This window comes from Streptomyces sp. NPDC127098, from assembly GCF_042722465.1.
Classification (GTDB): domain Bacteria; phylum Actinomycetota; class Actinomycetes; order Streptomycetales; family Streptomycetaceae; genus Streptomyces; species Streptomyces millisiae.
In genome coordinates, this window is record NZ_JBHXFJ010000019.1 from 1 (window position 1) to 19696 (window position 19696).

The 19696-nt window shown below is 75.4% G+C and carries 21 protein-coding genes; 13 read left to right on the forward strand and 8 right to left on the reverse strand.

Annotated features, from left to right (window positions below; translation table 11 throughout):
- Positions 1 to 234: 234 nt before the first annotated feature.
- Together ACFWI8_RS14625 and ACFWI8_RS14630 are read left to right on the forward strand one after the other, a co-directional pair.
- The gene (locus ACFWI8_RS14625) at positions 235 to 1035 is read left to right on the forward strand and encodes a purine-nucleoside phosphorylase (RefSeq protein ID WP_311598573.1); all 801 of its coding nucleotides are present in this window, start codon (positions 235 to 237) and stop codon (positions 1033 to 1035) included.
- Complete coding sequence (locus ACFWI8_RS14630; protein ID WP_387090386.1) at positions 1035 to 2705, forward strand: phospho-sugar mutase; 1671 nt, start codon at positions 1035 to 1037, stop codon at positions 2703 to 2705. The genes ACFWI8_RS14625 and ACFWI8_RS14630 overlap by 1 nt, the downstream gene beginning before the upstream one ends.
- 767 nt (positions 2706 to 3472) lie before the next feature.
- Here the strand turns inward: ACFWI8_RS14630 and ACFWI8_RS14635 are convergent.
- On the reverse strand, positions 3473 to 4117 hold the full coding sequence (locus tag ACFWI8_RS14635; protein ID WP_387090389.1) for a PH domain-containing protein: 645 nt from the start codon (positions 4115 to 4117) through the stop codon (positions 3473 to 3475).
- A gap of 79 nt (positions 4118 to 4196) precedes the next feature.
- Here ACFWI8_RS14635 and deoC point away from each other — a divergent pair, with 79 nt between their 5' ends.
- The 5 genes from deoC to ACFWI8_RS14660 are packed head-to-tail and all read left to right on the forward strand — an operon-like array spanning position 4197 to position 8806.
- Entirely contained in the window at positions 4197 to 5159 is a 963-nt protein-coding gene (gene deoC, locus ACFWI8_RS14640; protein ID WP_311598731.1) for a deoxyribose-phosphate aldolase, read from the forward strand.
- Positions 5160 to 5172: 13 nt separating this feature from the next.
- On the forward strand, positions 5173 to 6630 hold the full coding sequence (locus tag ACFWI8_RS14645) for an aldehyde dehydrogenase family protein (RefSeq protein WP_387090391.1): 1458 nt from the start codon (positions 5173 to 5175) through the stop codon (positions 6628 to 6630).
- The gene (locus ACFWI8_RS14650; RefSeq protein ID WP_387090393.1) at positions 6623 to 7498 is read left to right on the forward strand and encodes an aldehyde dehydrogenase family protein; all 876 of its coding nucleotides are present in this window, start codon (positions 6623 to 6625) and stop codon (positions 7496 to 7498) included. Before ACFWI8_RS14645 ends, ACFWI8_RS14650 begins: the two co-directional genes overlap by 8 nt.
- 49 nt (positions 7499 to 7547) lie before the next feature.
- A complete protein-coding gene (locus tag ACFWI8_RS14655) occupies positions 7548 to 7928 on the forward strand; it encodes a hypothetical protein (protein WP_387090395.1) in 381 nt (126 codons plus the stop codon).
- A gap of 56 nt (positions 7929 to 7984) precedes the next feature.
- Positions 7985 to 8806, forward strand: a complete 822-nt coding sequence (locus ACFWI8_RS14660) for a maleylpyruvate isomerase family mycothiol-dependent enzyme (protein ID WP_387090397.1) — start codon at positions 7985 to 7987, stop codon at positions 8804 to 8806.
- Between the two features lie 99 nt (positions 8807 to 8905).
- Here the strand turns inward: ACFWI8_RS14660 and ACFWI8_RS14665 are convergent, their stop codons facing one another.
- On the reverse strand, positions 8906 to 9694 hold the full coding sequence (locus ACFWI8_RS14665) for a nucleotidyltransferase domain-containing protein (protein ID WP_387090400.1): 789 nt from the start codon (positions 9692 to 9694) through the stop codon (positions 8906 to 8908).
- Between the two features lie 121 nt (positions 9695 to 9815).
- On the opposite strand from ACFWI8_RS14665, the gene ACFWI8_RS14670 reads away from it, so the two are divergent.
- Positions 9816 to 10229 carry a VOC family protein gene (locus ACFWI8_RS14670; protein ID WP_387090402.1) on the forward strand — a complete coding sequence of 138 codons (414 nt, stop codon included), beginning with the start codon at positions 9816 to 9818 and terminating at the stop codon, positions 10227 to 10229.
- A 35-nt stretch (positions 10230 to 10264) separates the two neighbouring features.
- Here the strand turns inward: ACFWI8_RS14670 and ACFWI8_RS14675 are convergent, their stop codons facing one another.
- On the reverse strand, positions 10265 to 11251 hold the full coding sequence (locus tag ACFWI8_RS14675) for a GlxA family transcriptional regulator (protein WP_387090404.1): 987 nt from the start codon (positions 11249 to 11251) through the stop codon (positions 10265 to 10267).
- A gap of 72 nt (positions 11252 to 11323) precedes the next feature.
- On the opposite strand from ACFWI8_RS14675, the gene ACFWI8_RS14680 reads away from it, so the two are divergent.
- Positions 11324 to 12109, forward strand: coding sequence for an NAD(P)H-dependent oxidoreductase (locus ACFWI8_RS14680; protein ID WP_387090407.1), 786 nt, complete (start codon positions 11324 to 11326; stop codon positions 12107 to 12109).
- A gap of 14 nt (positions 12110 to 12123) precedes the next feature.
- On the opposite strand, the gene ACFWI8_RS14685 is transcribed toward ACFWI8_RS14680, so the two are convergent.
- Positions 12124 to 12591: a hypothetical protein gene (locus ACFWI8_RS14685; RefSeq protein ID WP_387090410.1), complete on the reverse strand. Its 468-nt coding sequence runs from the start codon at positions 12589 to 12591 to the stop codon at positions 12124 to 12126.
- Positions 12592 to 12693: 102 nt separating this feature from the next.
- Between ACFWI8_RS14685 and ACFWI8_RS14690 the strand changes: the two genes are divergently transcribed.
- Positions 12694 to 13476 (forward strand): SDR family oxidoreductase, encoded by a 783-nt coding sequence (locus ACFWI8_RS14690; RefSeq protein WP_387090413.1) that lies wholly within the window; start codon positions 12694 to 12696, stop codon positions 13474 to 13476.
- Positions 13477 to 13511: 35 nt separating this feature from the next.
- Here the strand turns inward: ACFWI8_RS14690 and ACFWI8_RS14695 are convergent, their stop codons facing one another.
- From ACFWI8_RS14695 to ACFWI8_RS14705, 3 genes are read right to left on the reverse strand one after another with little or no spacing between them, the layout of a single operon-like run.
- On the reverse strand, positions 13512 to 14132 hold the full coding sequence (locus tag ACFWI8_RS14695; RefSeq protein WP_311598586.1) for an L-threonylcarbamoyladenylate synthase: 621 nt from the start codon (positions 14130 to 14132) through the stop codon (positions 13512 to 13514).
- Positions 14133 to 14188: 56 nt separating this feature from the next.
- Complete coding sequence (locus tag ACFWI8_RS14700) at positions 14189 to 14815, reverse strand: DedA family protein (RefSeq protein WP_387090416.1); 627 nt, start codon at positions 14813 to 14815, stop codon at positions 14189 to 14191.
- Positions 14816 to 15478, reverse strand: a complete 663-nt coding sequence (locus tag ACFWI8_RS14705; RefSeq protein ID WP_387090419.1) for a class I SAM-dependent methyltransferase — start codon at positions 15476 to 15478, stop codon at positions 14816 to 14818.
- Positions 15479 to 15593: 115 nt separating this feature from the next.
- Here ACFWI8_RS14705 and ACFWI8_RS14710 point away from each other — a divergent pair, with 115 nt between their 5' ends.
- Positions 15594 to 16799 carry a sensor histidine kinase gene (locus tag ACFWI8_RS14710; RefSeq protein WP_387090642.1) on the forward strand — a complete coding sequence of 402 codons (1206 nt, stop codon included), beginning with the start codon at positions 15594 to 15596 and terminating at the stop codon, positions 16797 to 16799.
- Positions 16796 to 17461, forward strand: a complete 666-nt coding sequence (locus ACFWI8_RS14715) for a response regulator (RefSeq protein ID WP_387090422.1) — start codon at positions 16796 to 16798, stop codon at positions 17459 to 17461. The genes ACFWI8_RS14710 and ACFWI8_RS14715 overlap by 4 nt, the downstream gene beginning before the upstream one ends.
- Positions 17462 to 17488: 27 nt before the next feature.
- Here the strand turns inward: ACFWI8_RS14715 and ACFWI8_RS14720 are convergent, their stop codons facing one another.
- Positions 17489 to 18664 (reverse strand): MFS transporter, encoded by a 1176-nt coding sequence (locus ACFWI8_RS14720; protein WP_387090425.1) that lies wholly within the window; start codon positions 18662 to 18664, stop codon positions 17489 to 17491.
- Positions 18665 to 18746: 82 nt separating this feature from the next.
- Here ACFWI8_RS14720 and ACFWI8_RS14725 point away from each other — a divergent pair.
- Positions 18747 to 19696 (forward strand): DUF5937 family protein (locus ACFWI8_RS14725; RefSeq protein ID WP_387090427.1); only part of this gene is annotated, 950 nt, incomplete at its 3' end.

Genomic DNA, 19696 nt, shown 5'->3' on the forward strand with positions numbered 1-19696 from the left:
CTCGGCGAAGTGCGCCCCCGCCGCTTCCCCGCCCCGCCCGGCGCCGGGCGGGGGGGGGTGCCGGTCGGGGGCCCCGCCCGCGGCCGGGCCGCGCCCGTCACCGTGGCCGGGCCGGGTAGGGCGGCCACGCCCGATCCCGCAGGCACGCCCGATCCCGCGGGCACACCCGATCCGGTCCGGTCCGGTCATCGGACCCCTCTACGCGCGTAGGCGCGTACCGGCTAGGCTCGCTACGTGAACGCATCTGAGATTGACGACACGGTCAACGCCGCCGCGGCGCGGCTGCGGGAGTTGACCGGGGTGGCCGGCCATGACGTGGCGCTGGTCATGGGGTCCGGCTGGCTGCCCGCCGCGGACCAGCTCGGCCTGCCGGAGGCGGAGTTGGACGTCACCGAGCTGCCCGGGTTTCCGCCGCCGGCGGTCGAGGGTCACGCGGGCAGGGTCCGTTCGTATCGCGTCGGCGGCAAGCGTGCGCTCGTCTTCCTCGGCCGCACCCACTACTACGAGGGCCGCGGCGTCGCGGCCGTCGTGCACGGCGTCCGCACCGCCGTGGCCGCCGGCTGCAAGACGGTGGTGTTGACCAACGGCTGCGGCGGCGTGCGCGGCGACATGAGCGTCGGGCAGCCCGTCCTCATCAGCGATCACATCAATCTCACCGCCACCTCGCCCATCGTCGGCGCCAACTTCGTCGACCTCACCGACCTGTACTCGCCGCGGCTGCGCGCGCTCTGCCGGGAGATCGACCCCTCCCTGGAGGAGGGCGTGTACGTGCAGTTCCCCGGGCCGCACTACGAGACGCCGGCCGAGATCCGCATGGTGCGGGCGATAGGGGGGGACCTGGTCGGCATGTCCACCGTGCTGGAGGCCATCGCGGCCCGCGAGGCCGGCGCCGAGGTGCTGGGGATCTCGCTGGTCACCAACCTCGCCGCCGGGATCACCGGCGAGCCGCTGAACCACGAGGAGGTCCTCCAGGCCGGCCGGGACTCGGCCGCCCGGATGGGGGCCCTGCTCGCCCGGCTGCTGGGGCGGATCTGATGGCGGGCGTCGGGCCGGCGGACGTCGAGCGGGCCGCGCGCGCCTGGCTGGCCGAGGATCCGGACCCGGAGACCCGTGCCGAGCTGGCCGCCCTGCTGGACGCGGGCGACACGGCGGCGCTCGCGGAGCGCTTCGCCGGCACCCTGCAGTTCGGCACGGCCGGGCTGCGCGGCGAGATGGGCGCCGGGCCGATGCGGATGAACCGGGCCGTGGTCATCAGGGCCGCCGCCGGGCTCGCCGCCTACCTGAACCGGACCGCGCCCGGGCTCGTCGTCATCGGCTACGACGCCCGCCACCGGAGCGCCGACTTCGCCCGCGACACCGCCGCCGTGCTGACCGGCGCCGGGCTGCGGGCGGCGCTACTGCCGAGGCCGTTGCCGACGCCGGTGGTCGCCTTCGCGATCCGCCACCTCGGCGCCGTCGCCGGCGTCGTCGTCACCGCCAGCCACAACCCGCCGCGGGACAACGGCTACAAGGTCTACCTCGGGGACGGCAGCCAGATCGTGCCGCCGGCCGACGCCGACATCGCGTCCGAGATCGCCGCGGTCGGCCCGCTGGCCGGCGTGGCACGCCCCGAGTCCGGCTGGGAGGTGCTCGGCGAGGAGGTCGTCGAGGCGTATCTCGCCCGCACCGGCGCGGCGCTGGCGCCCGGCGGGGCGCGCGAGGTGTCGGTCGTCTACACGCCGATGCACGGCGTCGGGCAGGCGACGCTGGTCGACGCGTTCGCCCGCGCCGGCTTCCCGGCCCCGGCCGGGGTGGCCGAGCAGGCGGATCCCGACCCGGAGTTCCCAACGGTGGCGTTCCCCAACCCGGAGGAGCCTGGCGCGATGGACCTGGCGTTCACGCGGGCCCGCGCGGTCGGTCCCGACCTGGTGCTGGCCAACGACCCGGACGCGGACCGCTGCGCGGCCGGCGTGCCGGACTGCTCGCAGGGCGAGGGCAGCTGGCGGATGCTGCGCGGCGACGAGGTGGGCGCGCTGCTCGCCACCCACCTGGTGCGGCGCGGGGTGCGGGGCACGTTCGCGGCGTCCATCGTCTCGGCCTCACTGGTCGGCCGGATCGCGGCCGCCGCCGGGCTGCCGTACCGGGAGACGCTGACCGGCTTCAAGTGGCTCGGCCGGGTGCCGGGGCTGGCCTTCGGGTACGAGGAGGCGCTCGGCTACTGCGTGGACCCGGGTGGGGTGCGGGACAAGGACGGCATCACCGCGGCGCTGCTGATCGCCGAGCTGGCCGCCGAGCTGAAGGCGGACGGCGGCCGCACGCTGACCGACCTGCTCGACGACATCGCGCTGGAACACGGGCTGCACGCCACGGACCAGCTGTCGGTGCGGGTCGCCGACCTGGGGCTGATCGCGGAGGCGCTGGACCGGCTGCGCGCCACCCCGCCGACGACGCTTGGCGATCTGCCGGTGACCGGCGCGGAGGACCTGCGGTCCGGCTCGGCGGAGCTGCCGCCGACCGACGGCCTGCGGTACGCCCTGGCGGGCACGGGGGACGTGGCCTCGGCCCGGGTGATCGTCCGCCCCTCGGGGACCGAGCCGAAGCTGAAGTGCTACCTGGAGGTGGTGGTCCCGGTCGCCGACCGCGCCATGCTCCCCACGGCCCGGACGAGGGCGGCGGAGGCGCTGACCGCGATCCGCCACGACCTCTCGACGGCCGCCGGCGTCTGACGGCCAAGCGCGACGCGCCCGTACGGGCGCGAGGAACCGTGCGGTGCGTCTGCCGACGGCCAGCCGGCCCCGGCCCCGGGCCGCGCGCCGCCCGGGCCCTGCCACGTACGGGCCGGCGGCCGACCGGCCATGGGGCCGAGCCCTCGGCCGCGCCAGGCCTCCTGCCGCTGGCGGCACGAACCGCGCACCGCCCGCCGGGCGCAGGGAGCGTGGCCCCGGCCACCGGCCGCCAGGGCCGCCAGTGGCGGCGTCCGACAGGGGCGGGACCGTGCCGTTGGACGCCGGACGTTCCGCGACGACCGGCACCGCGCCGGAAGGGCGCGACGCCCGTGGCCCTGGCCAGAGCCGCGCGAAGCCCGTCGACGGCCGGCCGCCCTCGGGCGCGTCAGTCGTCCTGCCGCTGGCTGCACGACCCAGGCCGGCCCAGCGCCCGGCGCAGGCCGCGCCGGGGCCGTCGCGGCACGACCGCGGACCAGACCAGCGCCGCGCCCACCGGGCGCCAGGGCCTGTTCCCACCACCCCGCCCCGGGCCACCGTGGCGGCGTCCGACAGGGGCGGGACCGTGCCGTTGGACGCCGGGCGCCGGCACAGCGCCCACGGCGCACGGGCGTGCCCCGGCCACGGGCCGCCCGGGCCCTGTCGAAGGCCCGCACCGACCACCGGGGGCCGCGGGCCGCTGGCCCGCGCCGCACCGGCCCGGGCCAGCGCGGCGCAGCCGCGGCCCAGGCCCACTGCCGAAGCCAGCGCAGCGCGAGCGCGGCGACCCGTCAGAGGAGCCAGAGGACCAGCAGGGTGATCGCGCCGATGGCGAGGGGGGCCAGGATCTCGTAGCTCCAGCGGACCGCGACGGCGCCTTCCGGCGCTTCGCGGTCGGCGTGGCGTTCGGCGAGTTCGCGGAGTTCGGCGACCGCCGCGTCGCTGGGGGCGGTGCGCGGGAGGTGGTCGGCGGGGCCGGCGGCGGCCGAGTTGTTGCCGAGACTGCCGAGGCCGAAGGGGCCGCTGCGCGGGGCGCGGCCGGCGGCCACGTCCTCGTTGTGTCGGGTGGCCTTGGAGCGGGCCCGCAGCGAGACGGGGATGGCCCACATCTGGTAGCGGGCGCCGGCGGCCACGAACTCCGTGGAGTACCTGGCCTCGACCTTCTCGACGGCGGCCCAGGGGGTGGTGATGGTGCGGAAGGGGTTGCGCACCCGCAGCCGCTCGTCGGAGGCGAAGACGGCGGGCCGGAAGGTGAAGGCGATCACCAGCGGGGCGAAGAACAGCAGCGTGGCCGCGGCCGTCAGCGGGGTGCGGCCGTCGCCGCGCAGGATGGCGTCGCCGCCCAGCCAGCCGGCCAGGCCGAGCAGCAGCGCCCCTGCCGCCATGGCGGCGGGCGACCGGTAGACGCGGTCGGCGTAGGTCTGGGACTCACTCATGCATCCGATTCTGCCGGACCGGGCGTGGGCCACCCCAGTGACAGGTCACTACGCGCGTAGATATGCTGATCTGGTGAGCATGCCATCTCCAGCACCTGCGCTGGCCCCGGCCGACGTGGCGGACGTGACCGCCACGGACGCCGCGCTGCGCCGCTTCCTGCACGGCCTGCCGGGCGTCGACGCGGTCGGCCTCGAGGGCCGCGCGGCGGCCCTGGCCACCCGCTCGATCAAGACCACGGCCAAGGCCTTCGCCATCGACCTCGCCATCTCCATGATCGACCTGACCACCCTGGAGGGCGCGGACACCCCGGGGAAGGTGCGGTCGCTGTGCGCCAAGGGCGTCAGCCCCGACCCGACCGACCGCACCGTGCCGTCCGTCGCCGCGATCTGCGTCTACTCCGACCTGGCCGGGGTCGCCGTCGAGGCGCTGCGCGGCACCGGCGTCCAGGTCGCCTCGGTGGCCACGGCCTTCCCCGCCGGGCGGGCGGCCCGCTCGGTGAAGCTGGCCGACACGGCGGAGGCGGTCGCGGCCGGTGCCACCGAGATCGACATGGTGATCGACCGGGGCGCCTTCCTCTCCGGCCGCTACCTGGAGGTCTTCGAGGAGATCAGGGCGGTGCGCGAGGCCTGCGGCGCGGCCCACCTCAAGGTGATCCTGGAGAACGGCGAGCTCGCCACGTACGACAACATCCGCCGCGCCTCGTGGCTGGCGATGCTGGCCGGGGCCCACTTCATCAAGACCTCGACCGGCAAGGTGGGGGTCAACGCCACCCCGGCCAACACCCTGCTGATGCTGGAGGCGGTGCGCGACTTCCGGGAGGCGACCGGCCGCCAGGTGGGCGTGAAGCCGGCCGGCGGCATCCGCACCGCGAAGGACGCGCTGCGCTACCTGGTGCTGGTCAACGAGACGGCGGGCGACGACTGGCTGGCCCCGGCCTGGTTCCGCTTCGGCGCCTCCAGCCTGCTCAACGACCTGCTGATGCAGCGTCAGAAACTGCGCACCGGGGCGTACTCCGGGCCCGACTACGTGACCGTGGACTAGGACGAGGCCGCACATGAAATTCGAGTACGCACCCGCGCCCGAGTCCCGGGCGACGGCCGAGATCGCCCCGTCCTACGGCCTGTTCGTGGACGGCGGGTTCCGCGAGGCGGCGGACGGCCGTACGTTCAAGACGGTCTCACCCGCCACCGAGGAGGTGCTGTCCGAGGTGGCGCTCGGCGGCGAGGCCGACGTGGACGCGGCGGTGGCCGCGGCCCGCGCCGCGTTCCCCGCCTGGTCGGCGCTGCCGGGCGCCGAGCGCGCCAAGTACCTGTTCCGGATCGCCAGGTTGGTGCAGGAGCGGGCCCGCGAGCTGGCGGTGCTGGAGACGTTGGACAACGGCAAGCCGATCCGCGAGACCCGCGACACCGATCTGCCGCTGGTCGCCGCGCACTTCTTCTACTACGCCGGCTGGGCCGACAAGTTGGCCTACGCGGCCCTCGGGCGGAGCCCGCAAAACGGCACGAGCGGCCCGAACCCGCGGCCGCTGGGCGTGGCGGGGCAGATCATCCCGTGGAACTTCCCGCTGCTGATGCTGGCGTGGAAGATCGCACCCGCGCTGGCCACCGGCAACACGGTGGTGCTGAAGCCGGCCGAGACGACGCCACTCACCGCGCTGCGCTTCGCCGCCATCTGCCAACAGGCCGGGCTGCCCAAGGGCGTCGTCAACATCGTCACCGGCGACGGCACGACGGGCGCGGCGCTCGCCGCGCACCCGGGCGTCGACAAGGTCGCCTTCACCGGATCGACCTCGGTGGGCCGCGCCATCGCCCGCTCGCTGGCCGGCACGGGCCGCCGGCTCAGCCTCGAACTCGGCGGCAAGGCCGCCAACATCGTCTTCGACGACGCCCCGCTCGACCAGGCCGTGGAGGGCGTGGTCAACGGCATCTTCTTCAACCAGGGCCACGTGTGCTGCGCGGGCTCCCGGCTGCTGGTGCAGGAGTCGGTGGCCGAGGAACTGCTGGCCCGGCTCAAGCGGCGCGTCGGCACGCTGCGGCTCGGCGACCCGCTGGACAAGAACACCGACATCGGCGCCATCAACTCCCCGGAGCAGCTGGCCCGCATCCGGGAGTTGGCCGACGCCGGGGACGCGGAGGGCGCCAGCCGCTGGACCGCGCCCTGCGAACTGCCGTCGACGGGCTACTGGTTCCCGCCGACGCTGTTCACCGGCGTCACCCAGGCGCACCGCATCGCGCGCGAGGAGATCTTCGGCCCCGTGCTGTCGGTGCTGACCTTCCGCACCCCCGACGAGGCCGTCGCCAAGGCCAACAACACGCCCTACGGCCTCTCCGCCGGCGTCTGGACCGAAAAGGGCTCCCGCATCCTGTGGATGGCCCAGCGGCTGCGCGCCGGCGTCGTCTGGTCCAACACCTTCAACCGCTTCGACCCCACCTCACCCTTCGGCGGCTACCAGGAATCCGGCTACGGCCGCGAGGGAGGCCGACACGGACTGGAGCCCTACCTCGATGTCTGACACCCCCTCTCCCCGTCTCAGCGTCCTCAAGACCTACAAACTGTTCATCGGGGGCGCGTTCCCCCGCTCGGAAAGCGGACGGGTCTACGACGTGACCAGCCCCGACGGCCGCTGGCTGGCCAACGCCCCGCTCGCCTCCCGGAAGGACGCCCGCGACGCCGTGGTCGCCGCGCGCAAGGCGTTCGCGAAGTGGTCCGGCGCCACCGCGTACAACCGGGGCCAGGTCCTGTACCGGATCGCGGAGATGCTCCAGGGCCGGCACGACCAGTTCCGTCTCCAGCTCACCGACGCGCAGGGCCTTTCCAAGGCCCAGGCCAGGGCGGCCGTCGACGCGGCGATCGACCGCTGGGTCTGGTACGCGGGCTGGACCGACAAGATCGCGCAGGTCGCCGGCGCCACCAACCCGGTGGCCGGTCCCTACCTCAACCTGTCGTCGCCCGAGCCGACGGGCGTGGTCGCCGTGGTGGCCCCGGTCGGCTCGCCGCTGCTCGGCCTCGTCTCGGCGCTCGCCCCGGTGATCGCGACGGGCAACACGGCCGTGGTGGTCGCCGATCCGGCGGCGCCGCTGCCGGCGTTGACGCTGGCCGAGGTGCTGGCCACCTCCGACCTGCCGGCCGGCACGGTCAACGTCCTCACCGGCCGTCCCGCCGAGCTCGGCCCGCCGCTCGCCGCCCACCAGGACGTCAACGCCCTGGACCTCACCGGCGCCTCGCCCGACCTCGCCGCGGACCTGGAGGCGGCGGCGGCCGAGACCCTGAAGCGGGTGCACCGCCCGCGCGCCGCCGAGGACTTCACGGCCGACCCGGGCACGGGCCGGCTGACGGCGTTCCTGGAGACCAAGACCGTCTGGCATCCGATCGGCGTCTGACGGCCGGGAGTTGACCTCAAGCGAGGTTGAACCCGTAGCGTCGGGTGCCATGCACGTGCTGACCATCGGCGTCGACCCCGACCTGGTCGACTTCACGGCGATCCCGCGGCTGGACGCCGCGCTGGTGCGCACCACCGGCGCGGCGGTCCGGGCCGAGCTGGCCCGCGAGGGCCACGAGGTGACCCGCTGCGTGATCGACCTCGGCGAGACGGCGGACCAGGTGCTGACCCGGGCCCTCACGGGGGGCGAGTTCGACTGCGTGGTGATCGGCGCAGGGGTGCGGGTGGTGCCCGAGCACCTGCCGCTCTTCGAGCGGGTGATCAACCTGGTGCACCGGCTCGCCCCGGGGGCCGCCATCTGCTTCAACACCGAGCCGGGCGACACGGTGGCCGCCGTGCGGCGCGGCCTCGCTTCGCGGGCGAGCTGGTAGCGCCGGCGCCGGTCAAATCGCTGGCCGGCGCCGGGACATGCTGGCACGCTCGGTCCATGGAGCATGCCTGGCTCGGCTCGCCGATCGACGCGCGTCCGCTGTTCCGTCCCGAGCACGCCGCGTTGATGTCGACGCTGCGTGAGCTGGGGCCGGCGGACTGGACCCGGGAGGCCGTGCCCGGCTGGACCGTTCACGACCTGGCCGCACACGTCCTGGGCGACTGTCTCGGCCGGCTCCCCGGGCGTCGCACCGGCCTGGCGCCGCGGCCCGGCGAGTCGCTTGAGCCGTTCATCCACCGGGTCAACCAGGAGTGGGTCGAGGCCCATCGGCGGACCAGGACCGCGGCGCTGGTCGCCGCCCTGGACCGGGCGGGACCCGAGGTGGCCCGTCTCTTCGAGACCAGGGACCCGTTCGCCCCGGCCCTGGGCGTCTCCTGGGCGGGCGTCGACCCGGCGCCCGGCTGGCTGGACACGGCCCGCGAGTTCACCGAGTACTGGGCCCACCGCCAGCAGATCCGGCACGCCGTCGGCCTCCCCACGGACCCGGCGGTCCGGCCGCTCTCGGTGGTCCTCGACACCTTCCTGCGCGCCCTCCCGCACACCCTGCGCGCCGTGCAGGCGCCGCCCGGCACCCAGCTGCGGCTGTCCGTCACCGGGCCGGCCGGCTCGACGTGGACCGCGACCCGGCGGCGGGAGGGCTGGTCGCTCGCCGAGCCGCCGTCCCAGGACCCGGCCGCGACCGTCCTGCTGGACGCGGAGACGGCCTGGCGGCTCTGCGTCCGGATCATCGAGCCGGCCACGGCCCTGTCCCGCGCCCGCGTGTCCGGCGACCGCCGCCTCGCCGAGGCCGCCTGCCGCGTCGTGTCGATCGTCTACTGACCGCCGCGCCGGTCAGCCGCCCGACACGGGCCCGCACGATCTCCAGCGCCTCCTCCGCCGTGCCGTGGCCGGACTGGCCCTGTGGGGGTGGGCCGCGGTCTAGCCGATCCGCTCCGCCACCTCCGCGGCCAGCCGTTCACCGTCGTCCAGCGTCGCGGCGCCGGTGAACAGCGCGTGGGCGCGGGCCGCGAAGTCCGGTGGCGCGGCCGGCAGCGCGGCCGCCGCGTCGACCGCGCCCTTCTCGTTGAGCAGCCACTGCCCGGCGTGCGCGTGCAGGGCGTGCGTCAGCAGCCCCACCGCCCGGAAGAGGCAGCCCGCGACGTAGAAGCCGTCGCCGCGTGCCGCGCCCTTACGGGCCTGGGCGAGGATGAACGGCACCTCCCACCGGGCGTTCCCGATCAGCGCGTCGCGCAGCGCCGCCGGGTACTCCGCCATCTCCGCACGGAGCGCGGTGAGTTCGCCCGTCGGGTCGGCCAGCACCCGCGCCGACGCCACCTCGCCCGCGTAGGCGTGCGAGTACACGCCGAGTGGGTGGCCGGCCTGCGCGCCCACCTCGAACCGCCCGGCCCGGCACTCGTCCCACACCCGCCGCACCCGGTCCAGGTCCCGGTAGATCCAGTCGACCCGGTGCCCGTCCACGGTCAGCCACGCCCCGCCGTCCACCCACGGCCCCCAGCCGCCGGGCTCCGTCACCTCCACCGGACCGCCGGTCAGTTCGGCCGCGAGCGCCCGCAGCGCGGCGGTGTCCAACGGCGACCGGTAGTAGAGCCCCAGGTCGTAGTCCGAGTCCGGCCGGTGCGCCCCCCGGGCCCGGCTGCCGCCGAGCGCGACGGCCACCACCCCCTCGACCCCGGCCAGCCGCTCACCGATCTCACCCAGGCGTTCCACGAGCCCTCACCCTTTCGACCGTGATCCGCCGATCGTAGGACCTACGCCCGGCGCCCGATGCCGACGGGGGGTGGCGCCTCCTAGGCTCTGGACGCCCGCCCCGTCGAGAGGTCGCCCCGCCATGCCGCTGAACGCCGCCGCCCCCGTGCGCGTCGCCCGCCCGTCCCGTGCCCTCGCCGCCGCCGAGCGGTTCTGGGTCGGCGGGCTCGGCCTCGACGTCCTCTACCGACACACCACGGACGGCACCACTCCGGGCGAGCACTCCCTGCTGATGCTCGGCTGGCGCGACGCCACCTGGCACCTGGAGCTGGTCCACGACCCGGCCGCGCCCGTGGAGCCGCGCCCCACCCCCGAGGACCTGCTGGTGATCTACCTCGGCGAGCCGGTGCCGGACTCACTCGTCGCCCGCCTCGAAGAACACGGCGGCCGCCGCGTCCCCGCGCACAACCCGTACTGGGACACCTGGGGCGTCACCGTCCAGGACCCCGACGGCTACCTGCTGGTCCTCTCCACCCGCACCTGGTCCAACGGCTGAGCCCGACAGCCGCCAGAAAGCGGACGCCCGGCGTCCTACCCTCGGAACGTGCGGCGGTAGGCGCGCGGCGAGACGCCGATGAGGGCACGCATGTGCTGCCGCAGTGAGGCGGCCGTGCCGAACCCGGTGTCGGCCGCGATCCGGTCGACGCTCAGCTCCGTCTCCTCCAACAACTGCCGCGCGTGCTCGATCCGCTGCCGGGTCAGCCACTGCACGGGCGTCTGCCCGGTCTCCTCGCGGAACCGTCGGCTGAACGTCCGTACGCTCATGGACTCCTGGCTTGCCAGCTCGCGCAGCGTGAGCGGGCGGCCCAGATGGCGCAGGGCCCAGGCGCGTGCCCGTGCGGTGGAGGAACGCCGCTCGGGCGGGATGGGCCGTGGGATGAACTGTGCCTGCCCGCCGTCCCGGTACGGGGGGACGACCGTGGTGCGGGCCACCGCGTTGGCGACCGCCGTGCCGTGGTCGCGCCGGATCATGTGGAGGCAGAGATCGATGCCTGCTGCCTCTCCCGCCGACGTCAGTACGTCGCCCTCGTCCACGTAGAGCACGTCGGGATCCAGGTCGACGTCGGGGAAGTGGACCCGGAACTCGGGCACGGACTTCCAGTGGGTCGTCGCCCGGCGGCCGTCCAGCAGACCGGCGGCCGCCAGGACGAACGCGCCCGTGCAGACGGACGCGACACGGGCGCCGGGACGGATGCGCGACAGTGCCTCGGCGACCGGTTCCGCCAGCCGTCCGTTCGTCTCGTCGGGCGCGTGCGTGGCCGGAACGACCACGGTGTCGGCTTCGGCCAGCGCGTCCGGACCGTGCGCCACGTGGATCGGGAAATCGGCGTCCGTCCGGACGGGCCCGGGCGCCGGCGCGCAGGTCACCAGCTCGTACAACGGCTCGCCCGTGGCGGACCGGGCGTAGCCGAAGAGCTGGTGCACCAGACCGAGCTCCATCGGCATGACACCGGGGCGGACCAGCACCGCGACCCGGTGGCGATCCTCGTCGCCGACCCGTTGCGTGAAGGCACTCATGGCCAGATCCTTCCATATCGTGGCGATCAGGCCACTCGTTCCGGGGCGCCCCACCAGCGGAGGATCGAAGCCATGAAGCTGCTCTGGATACTCGCCCATCCGAAACCGGCGTCGCTGAACGGTTCGCTGCGGAGGGAGGGAATCCGCGCACTGCGGGAACACCACCACGAGGTCGTGGAGTCGGATCTCTACGCCATGAGCTGGAAGGCGACGGTCGACCAGGCGGACTTCCCGGCGGTGGACGCCGGGCCGTCGGCGATCGGAGACGCCCAGGAAAGGGCCTACCGGATGGGTGGGCTCAGCGCGGACATCCGTGCCGAGCACGAGAAGATCGCCTGGGCGGACACCCTGGTCTTCCACTTCCCCCTGTGGTGGTTCGGCCCGCCCGCCATCCTGAAGGGCTGGCTCGACCGGGTCCTCGTCCAGGGTTTCGCGTTCGGTGTCGAGGACGAGCACGGCAGGACCCGACGCTACGGCGACGGCGGACTCGCCGGGAAGCGCGCCATGGTCATCACCTCGGTCGGCGCCCGCCGGACGAGTTTCGGCCCGCGCGGCATCCACGGCCACGTGAACGACATCCTCTTCCCGCTGCACCACGGCACGTTCTGGTACACCGGCATGGCCGCGCTACCGCCCTTCGTCGTCTACGGAGCCGACCGGTTCACCGAGACCGACTTCACGGCGTGCGCCGACGCACTCCGCGAACGCGTGCTGGGCCTGGACTCGGACCGACCGCTCCCCTTCCGCCACGAGAGGGGAGGCGACTACGACGACGACCTGGTCCTCCGTTCCGACATCGCGCCAGGGACGACGGGAATCGCCGCCCACTACCGCGCACTGGCCCGCAACCGACCATGAACGACCGACCAGCCTCAGCGCACCAGCGGCGCGGCCCTGGCCACGAACGCCTCGATCGCCTCCCGGGCCGCGGCGTCCCGCGCGTCACGCTCCGCCTGCTCGCCCGCGTACGACACCTCCCGGGTGCGGTGGTAGGCGAGCTCCGCCGCGCGGACGACCTCCTGGTCGTCGGTCAGCAGCCGGACCCGGTACAGCGCCTGCCGGCACATGGTCCGCAGCCGGTGCGCCTCGTCCCGCGCCGCGACGTACGCCGCCCCGTCAGGGTCCTCCGCCCTGCGGTACCAGCGGTCGGCCTGGCCGTGCCGGTAGTCCTCCACCGCGGCGGCGAACCCGCTGTAGGTGGCGATGCGTTCCTGCCGCAGCGCCTCCGCCCGCGCGAACAGCTCACCGCGTCGCGCCGCGAGGCGCTGGAAGGTGTGCGTGACCACGGACCCCAACAGCGTGCCGGCCACGGCCACGACGCTCGTCCAGACAGCTCCCACGAACCCAGTCGACCACGCCGACCGGCGATCAACCACCGGTCGGATCACGCCGGTTGGGCATAACCTGGCAGACGGACGACGACGACCCGAGGGAGTGATCACGTGGCCGGCAGAACGCACCTCGTCACCGGAAGCGCGTCCGGGATCGGGCGGGCGACCCGCGAGCTCCTGGAGTCCCGGGGCGACCGCGTCATCGGCGTCGACATCCACGACGCCGACCTCGTCCGCGACCTGTCGGACCCGGAGCACCGCGCCGGCCTGCGCGCCGACGTCGCGGCGCTGGCCCCGGACGGGCTGGACGCGGTGCATGCCGTCGCCGGCGTCAACCTGCCCGGTTCCCTGACCGCCCGGGTCAACTACTTCGGCGCCGTCGCCACCCTGCGCGAGCTGCGCCCGCTGCTGGCCGGGTCGTCCGCGCCCGCGGCGGTCGCGGTGGCCTCCTTCGCCACGCTGATGCCCGCCGACGAGCCGCTGCTGGCGGCGCTCCGCGCTGAGGACGAGCCGGGGGCCGTCGCGGCGGCCGACGCGCTCGCCGACCGGGGCCAGGGGGCGCGGGTCTACCCGACCAGCAAGCGCGCCCTGGCCGAGTGGGTACGGGAGCGGTCCGTGACCCCGGAGTGGGCCGGCGCCGGCATCCCGCTCAACGCCGTCGCGCCCGGCGTCATCCGCACGCCCATGACCGCCGAGCTGCTGGCCACCCCCGAGCGCCGCGACGCCCTGTTCCAGCAGGTCCCGTCGCCGCTCAACGGCGCGGCCGAGCCGGCCGCCGTCGCCGGCCTCCTGGCCTGGCTGACCAGCGCGGAGAACCGCCACGTCACCGGCCAGGTCATCTTCGCGGACAGCGGCGCGGAGGCGACGCTGCGCGGCCCCGGCGTCTTCGGCTGAGCGACTGAGCGACTGAGCAACCGCGCGACTGAGCCCTACTCGAAGCGCTCGGGGTCGCCCGTGCCGCGCCGCACGATCTCCGGCTCGTCCCCGGAGAAGTCGACGACCGTGGTCGGCTCGGTGCCGCAGTCGCCGGAGTCGAGGACGGCGTCGACCACGTGGTCGAGCCGCTCCTTGATCTCCCAGCCCTGGGTCAGCGGCTCCTCCTCGCCCGGCAGCAGCAGGGTGCTGGAGAGCAGCGGCTCGCCGAGCTCGGCGAGCAGGGCCTGGGTGACGACGTGGTCGGGGATGCGCACGCCGACCGTCTTCTTCTTCGGGTGCAGCAGCTGGCGCGGCACCTCCTTGGTCGCCGGGAGGATGAACGTGTAGCCGCCCGGCGTCGCCGCCTTGATCGCCCGGAACACGTCCTTGTCGATCTGGACGAGCTGGCCGAGCTGCGCGAAGTCACGGCAGACGAGGGTGAAGTGGTGCCGCTCGTCGAGGTCGCGGATCGCCCGGATCCTGCCGATGCCGTCCCGGTTGCCCAGCTGGCAGCCCAGGGCGTAGCAGGAGTCCGTCGGGTAGGCGACCAGCGCCCCCGAGCGGATGCTCTCGACCACGCCGCTGATGGTGCGCTGCTGGGGGTTCTTCGGGTGCACGTCGTAGTACCTGGCCATCCGCCGACCCTACGCGAACGCGGGCCGGGCGGCGGGGCAGGGCCGGTCGGAGCCGGTCAGGGGACGGCAGGGCGCCGGGGCGTGCAGCGGCGCCAGCGGCGCACGCCGACGATCGCCGCGAGGACGGCGACCAGCGAGGTGAGGAGGAGGACGCCGCGGGTGCCCCAGGAGACGACGCGGTCGAGGGAGTCGGCGGCCAGGTAGCCGGCGCCCGCCTCGGCCGTGGCCCAGAGGACGGCGGCCAGCGCACTGTGCGGGGCCATCCGCCGGTACGGCAGGCCGCCGGCGCCCGCCAGGTAGGGGGCGACGGTACGGGCCACCGGCAGGAAGCGGCAGATGAACACGGCCTGGCCGCCCCGGCGTTCGGTCAGGCCGCGGGCGCGGCGCCAGGCCGCCTCGGGGACGCGGCGGCCGAGGCGGCCGGTGTAGAGGCGGGCGCCGAGCGTGCGCCCCGTGCGGTGGCCGAGCGCGTCGCCGCAGACCACCGCGGCGACCGCGACCAGGATGACGAGGGCCAGGTTGAGGGTGTCGGCGCGGGAGAGCGCGCCGGCGGTCAGCATGGTGGTGAGGGTCGGGACGAACGCGCCGATCAGCAGGACCGACTCGGCGAAGACGATGGCGGCCAGCAGCAGGTAGGCCGGCACCGGCGGCACGTCCCCGAGGAGGTCGGTCAGGACCTCCACTCAGGACTCCGCGGGTGCGACCAGGCGCCACACCCGGGCCGGCGGCAGGTTGGCCCAGACGCTGGTGTATCCGGCGTCGTACCGGGACTGGTAGCCGGCGAGCACCTTCTCGACGGCCCGGTGCCTGGCGGTCTCGGCCCGGGAGGAGACGGCGGAGCGCAGCGCGCGGGTGCCGGTGTAGGCGAAGTAGGTCAGGGCACCGCCGGGGTGCAGCAGTTCGAGGTAACGGCTCATGATGGCGTCCACCTGCTCGGGCTCGAAGTTGGTGAACGGCAGGCCCGAGACGATCACGTCGTAGCTGCGGCCGGTGTCCAGGTCCTCGACGAACGTGTGGTGCACCTGGACCCGCTCGGCCTCGTGTGCCGTCAACTCCCGCAGCCGCGCGGCGAATCGGGCGTTCGCCTCCACCACGTCCAGCCTACTGCCGGCGCCGAGCAGCGGCATCAGCTCGCGGGTGACGGCGCCCGTGCCGCCGCCGACCTCCAGCACGTTCCAGGCGCCCGCGCCGCGCTCGCGCAGCGGGGCGGCCAGGGCGGCGGCCAGCCGCCGGCCGCTGGGCGCTATCGCCCCCGTGGTGCGGAAGCCGCGCAGGGCCTCGGCGAGGAACAGGGTGGTGCCGCCGGTGCCCGACGGGGCGGACGGGCTGGTGGGGGTGGTCGCCATGGGGACACGTTAGGAAGCGCGCCCGGCGTGCGGATCGGTCGAAGTGCGACCCCGGCCCCCTACGAAAGTAGGGGGTGGAGGCCGTGCGGGTGCGCTTACCATCGGCCGGGTGGTGATGAGGCGAGCGACGGAGTGGCCCTGGTGGGTCGAGGCCATGGTGGTGGCCGTCGTCGCCACGGTTTCGGTGTCGGACGCCAGCGTGGCGGCCGGCGGCGGCCGGGCGGCGATCCCGTCGATGACCGTGTCGTTCGCCGCCTCCGTCGCGCTGCCGCTGCGGCACCGCTGGCCGCTGCCGGTCGCCGCGGTGGCGGTGGTCGCGGCCGGCGGCTGGGGCACGATGCTGCCGCTGCTGCTCGTCACGTTCCACCTGACCTCGCACGGCCGGATCCGGCTCGCGCTCTCCGCGGGCGGCGTGGCGCTCGGCCTCAACGCGCTGGTGCAGCCCTCGCTCAGCCTGTGGACGCCGCGCACCTACGGTCCGTGCGCGCTGTTCGTCGTGGCGCTGGCGCTCGGCCTCTGGGCCGGCAGCAGCCGGCGGCTCGCGGACGCCCTGGCGGGCCAGGTTGAACACCTGCACAGGGAGCGCGAGTTGCGGGAGAGCGCGGCTCGGATATCCGAGCGGACGGCGATCGCCGCCGAGATGCACGACGTGCTGGCGCACCGGCTGAGCCTGATCGCCCTGCACAGCGGGGTGCTGGCCACCCGCGCCGAGCAGCTGCCGGGGCCGGTGGCCGACCGGGTCAGGCTGCTGCGCACCGCGTCGACCGACGCGCTCGCCGACCTGCGGGACGTGCTGGGCGCGCTGCGCACCAGGGACGAGGAGCGCGACCGGTCGCTGGCGCCGCCGCTGCGCGAGGTGGACGAGCTGATCAGCGAGGCCCGCGAGGCCGGACAGGAGATCGAGGCGCGCATCGACGGGCGGGCCGACGAGGCGCCGGCCGCGCACCGGCTCGCCGTCTACCGGCTGGTGCAGGAGGCGGTGACCAACGCCAGGAAGCACGCGCCGCGCGCCGCGGTCCGGGTGCTGGTGCGGTACGGCGCGGCGGCCACCCGCGCCGAGGTCACCAACGCGGCCCCGGCCGGCGGCGCCGCCGCGGCGGCCGTGCCGTCGGGGTACGGCCTGGTGGGTCTGCGGGAGCGGGTGCGGGCGCTGGGCGGCGCGCTGGACGCGGGCCCGGTGGGCGGCGGCGCCTGGCGGGTCGCGGCCGACATCCCGGTGCAGCCGCCGGCGACGGCCGAGGAACACCCGTCGCTCCGCTGCCGGTTGGCCCCGGCGCGGGCCACCGAGACCGGCCACGGGTCGAACGGTGGGCGCCCGTGATCCGCACCATGATCGTCGACGACGACGCCCTCGTCCGCCTCGGCCTGGCCGACCTGCTGGAGGCCGACCCGGGCGTGACGCTGGTGGCGCAGGCGGCGGACGGGCTCCAGGCCGTGGAGCAGGCCACGGCGCACCGCGTCGACGTGGCGCTGGTGGACGTGCGCATGCCGCGCATGGACGGCATCACGGCGACGGCCCGGCTGCGCGCGCTCCCGCACCCGCCACGCGTCATCACGCTGACGACGTTCGACCTGGACGAGTACGTGTACAACGCGCTGGCCGCCGGCGCCGACGGCTTCCTGCTGAAGGACAGCGACCCGGCGGACATCCTGCGGGCCGTGCACCTGGTGGCGGCCGGCTCCGCGATGCTGCACCCGGCGGCGGCGCGGCGGCTGATCGACCGCTACCACCACACGGCGCGGCCGCAGGCGACGGCGGCCCAGGCGCGGATCGAACGGCTGACGCCGCGCGAACGCGAGGTCCTCTCGCTGCTGGCGGACGGCGCGACCAACGCGGACATCGCGTCCCGCCTCGGGATGCGGGAGAGCACGGTCAAGGCCCACGTGAGCCGGATCCTGATCGGCCTCGGCGTCAGCAACCGGGTGCAGGCGGCGCTGCTCGCCAGGGACGCCGGCCTCCGGGCGGAACCGCCTCCGGCGTGAGCCGGCCGCGGCGAATCGCCTCCGGCGTCAGCGACCCCCGCCGGACCGGCCGGCCAGGAGGTGCCAACCACCGACGGCCACGGCGGTGACGGTGGCCAGCAGCGGAGCGCAGCGCAGCGGCAGCAGGCCGACCGCGAGCGAGCCCAGGCCGAAGGCGGTGCCCTGCACCACGAAACCGATGGCGAACCCCTCGGCGCGGCGGCCCGGCGGCAGCAGTTCCTGGAGCCGGACCGAGGCCACCGTGATCAGCGGGCCCGTGACGGCGCCGATCGCCGTGACCGCCAGCAGCAGGGCGGCCCAGCCGAGCGGGCGGACCAGCAGCAGCGAGCCCGCGGCGAAGCAGGCCAGGAACGCGGCGGCCGTGGCGGTGGTCGGGCGACCGCGCCAGGCGAACAGCGCGCCGCCCACGACGCTCGTCGCGGACAGCACCGTGAGCAGCACGGCGGCGCCGGTGGCGCCGGCGCCCACGCGCTGCGCGTAGCCGAGCGGCGCCACCTCGACGGCGGACAGCACGTGGCCGATGGCGAACTGGCTGGCGTACCAGCGGGCGGCGGCCCGCAGCGGCAGCGGCTCACCCGCGGCCGCCCCGACCCCGGGGGCGGCCACGGCCGCCGGGGCACGGCGCGGCAGGGCGGCAAGCAGCGCGGCGCAGCAGGCGGAGGCGACGGCCATCGCGAGCACCGGGGCGCGTCCGTCGAGCGCGGCCAGGCCGGCGACCAGCAGCGACGCCGCGATCAGCGTCGTGTCCACCATCATCTCGTCGACGGCGACGGCCCTGGGCAGGGTGGCGTCGTCGACGGTGCAGGCGAGGAGGGAGCGCAGGCCGCCGGACAGGCCACCGGCGAGGACACCGGGCGGCACGACCAGCGCCAGCAGGGCCGCGGGCGGGGCGCCGGCGGCCGCGGCGCCGGCCAGGCAGGCCAGGCCGAGCGCGGCGCCACCGGCCAGCACGACCACGCCGCGGCCGGCCCCGACCCGGTCGAGCAGCCGCCCGGCGGGAACCGCGCCCAGGGTCTGCGCCACCACGAACACGGACATCATCACGGCGCCGAGCCGGTAGGAGCCGGTGGTGGCCAGGGTGAGGGTGGTGAACGCGAGCGGCGCCATGGCCTGCGGCAGCCGGCCGCACTGCGCGCCGGCGGACCAGTGCCAGTAGGCGCGGTTGCGCAGCAGAGCGCTCATGGGGGGTGCGGTGGTGGTCATGCGCGTACGGTCCGCCGGCCGGCGGGCGGCGCGATAATGATTCGGTCCTGCCCGAATCCGACCGTGAAGGGGGGCGGTCCGGGTGATCGAGCTGGTGTTGACGCCGGCCGCCGCGCGGCGGGTCCGCTTCGCCGTCTCCCCGCTCGACGAGGTGATGTCGGCGGTCCAGGTGGCGCTCGGGGTACGCCGACACCCGGTCTACGAGGGCTGGTTGGCGCGCGCCGCGGCCGTCGCCCGGGAGCTGCCGATCGCCGAGCTGGGCCGGGCGCTGAGCGGGGCGACGTACGTCACCGACTTCCTCGGCCCGCCGCCCGAGGGGCCAGAGACCACGGCGGAGGCGCAGCTGGCGGCGATCCGCGCGACGCCGCCGGAGCAGGTGGCCGCCGAGTTGGCCATGGTCGACGCCGACCTGGCCGGGCTGCCGAAGGACCCGGTGGTCGCGCGCGACCTGCTCGCGGACCAGATGGAGTTGGCCTGGACGCGTCTGGTGGCCCCGCACTGGGAGCGGATCCGGGAGGTGCTGGCCGCCGACATCGAGTTCCGCTCGCGCGAGCTGGCCAGGGGCGGCCTGGCCGCGGCCGTCACCGACCTCCACGAGCGGGTGCGGCTGGCCGGCGACGCGCTGGTGGTCGGGAAACCGACCCGGATGCGGGCCGACCTCGACGAGCGCGGCCTGCTGCTGGTGCCGAGCACCTTCTCCTGGCCCCGGATCGGGGCGATCGTGGCGCCGCCCTGGCAGCCGGCGCTCGTCTACCCGGCGCGCGGCGTCGGTGGTCTGTGGCCCAGGGCCCGCGCGGCTGAGCCGGCCGGCGAGCACCGCCTCGCGGCCGTCGTGGGGCGCGCCAAGGCACGGCTGCTGCTGGCGCTGGCCGAGCCGGCGTCCACCACGACGCTGGCCCGCCGCCTCGGCCTCGCCCCCGGCACGGTCTCGGAACACCTGACGGCGCTGCGCGAACTCGGCCTGCTGACGGCGCGCCGCGCGGGACGCGTGGTGCTGTACCGCAGGACGCCGCTTGGCGACGCCCTCGCCGA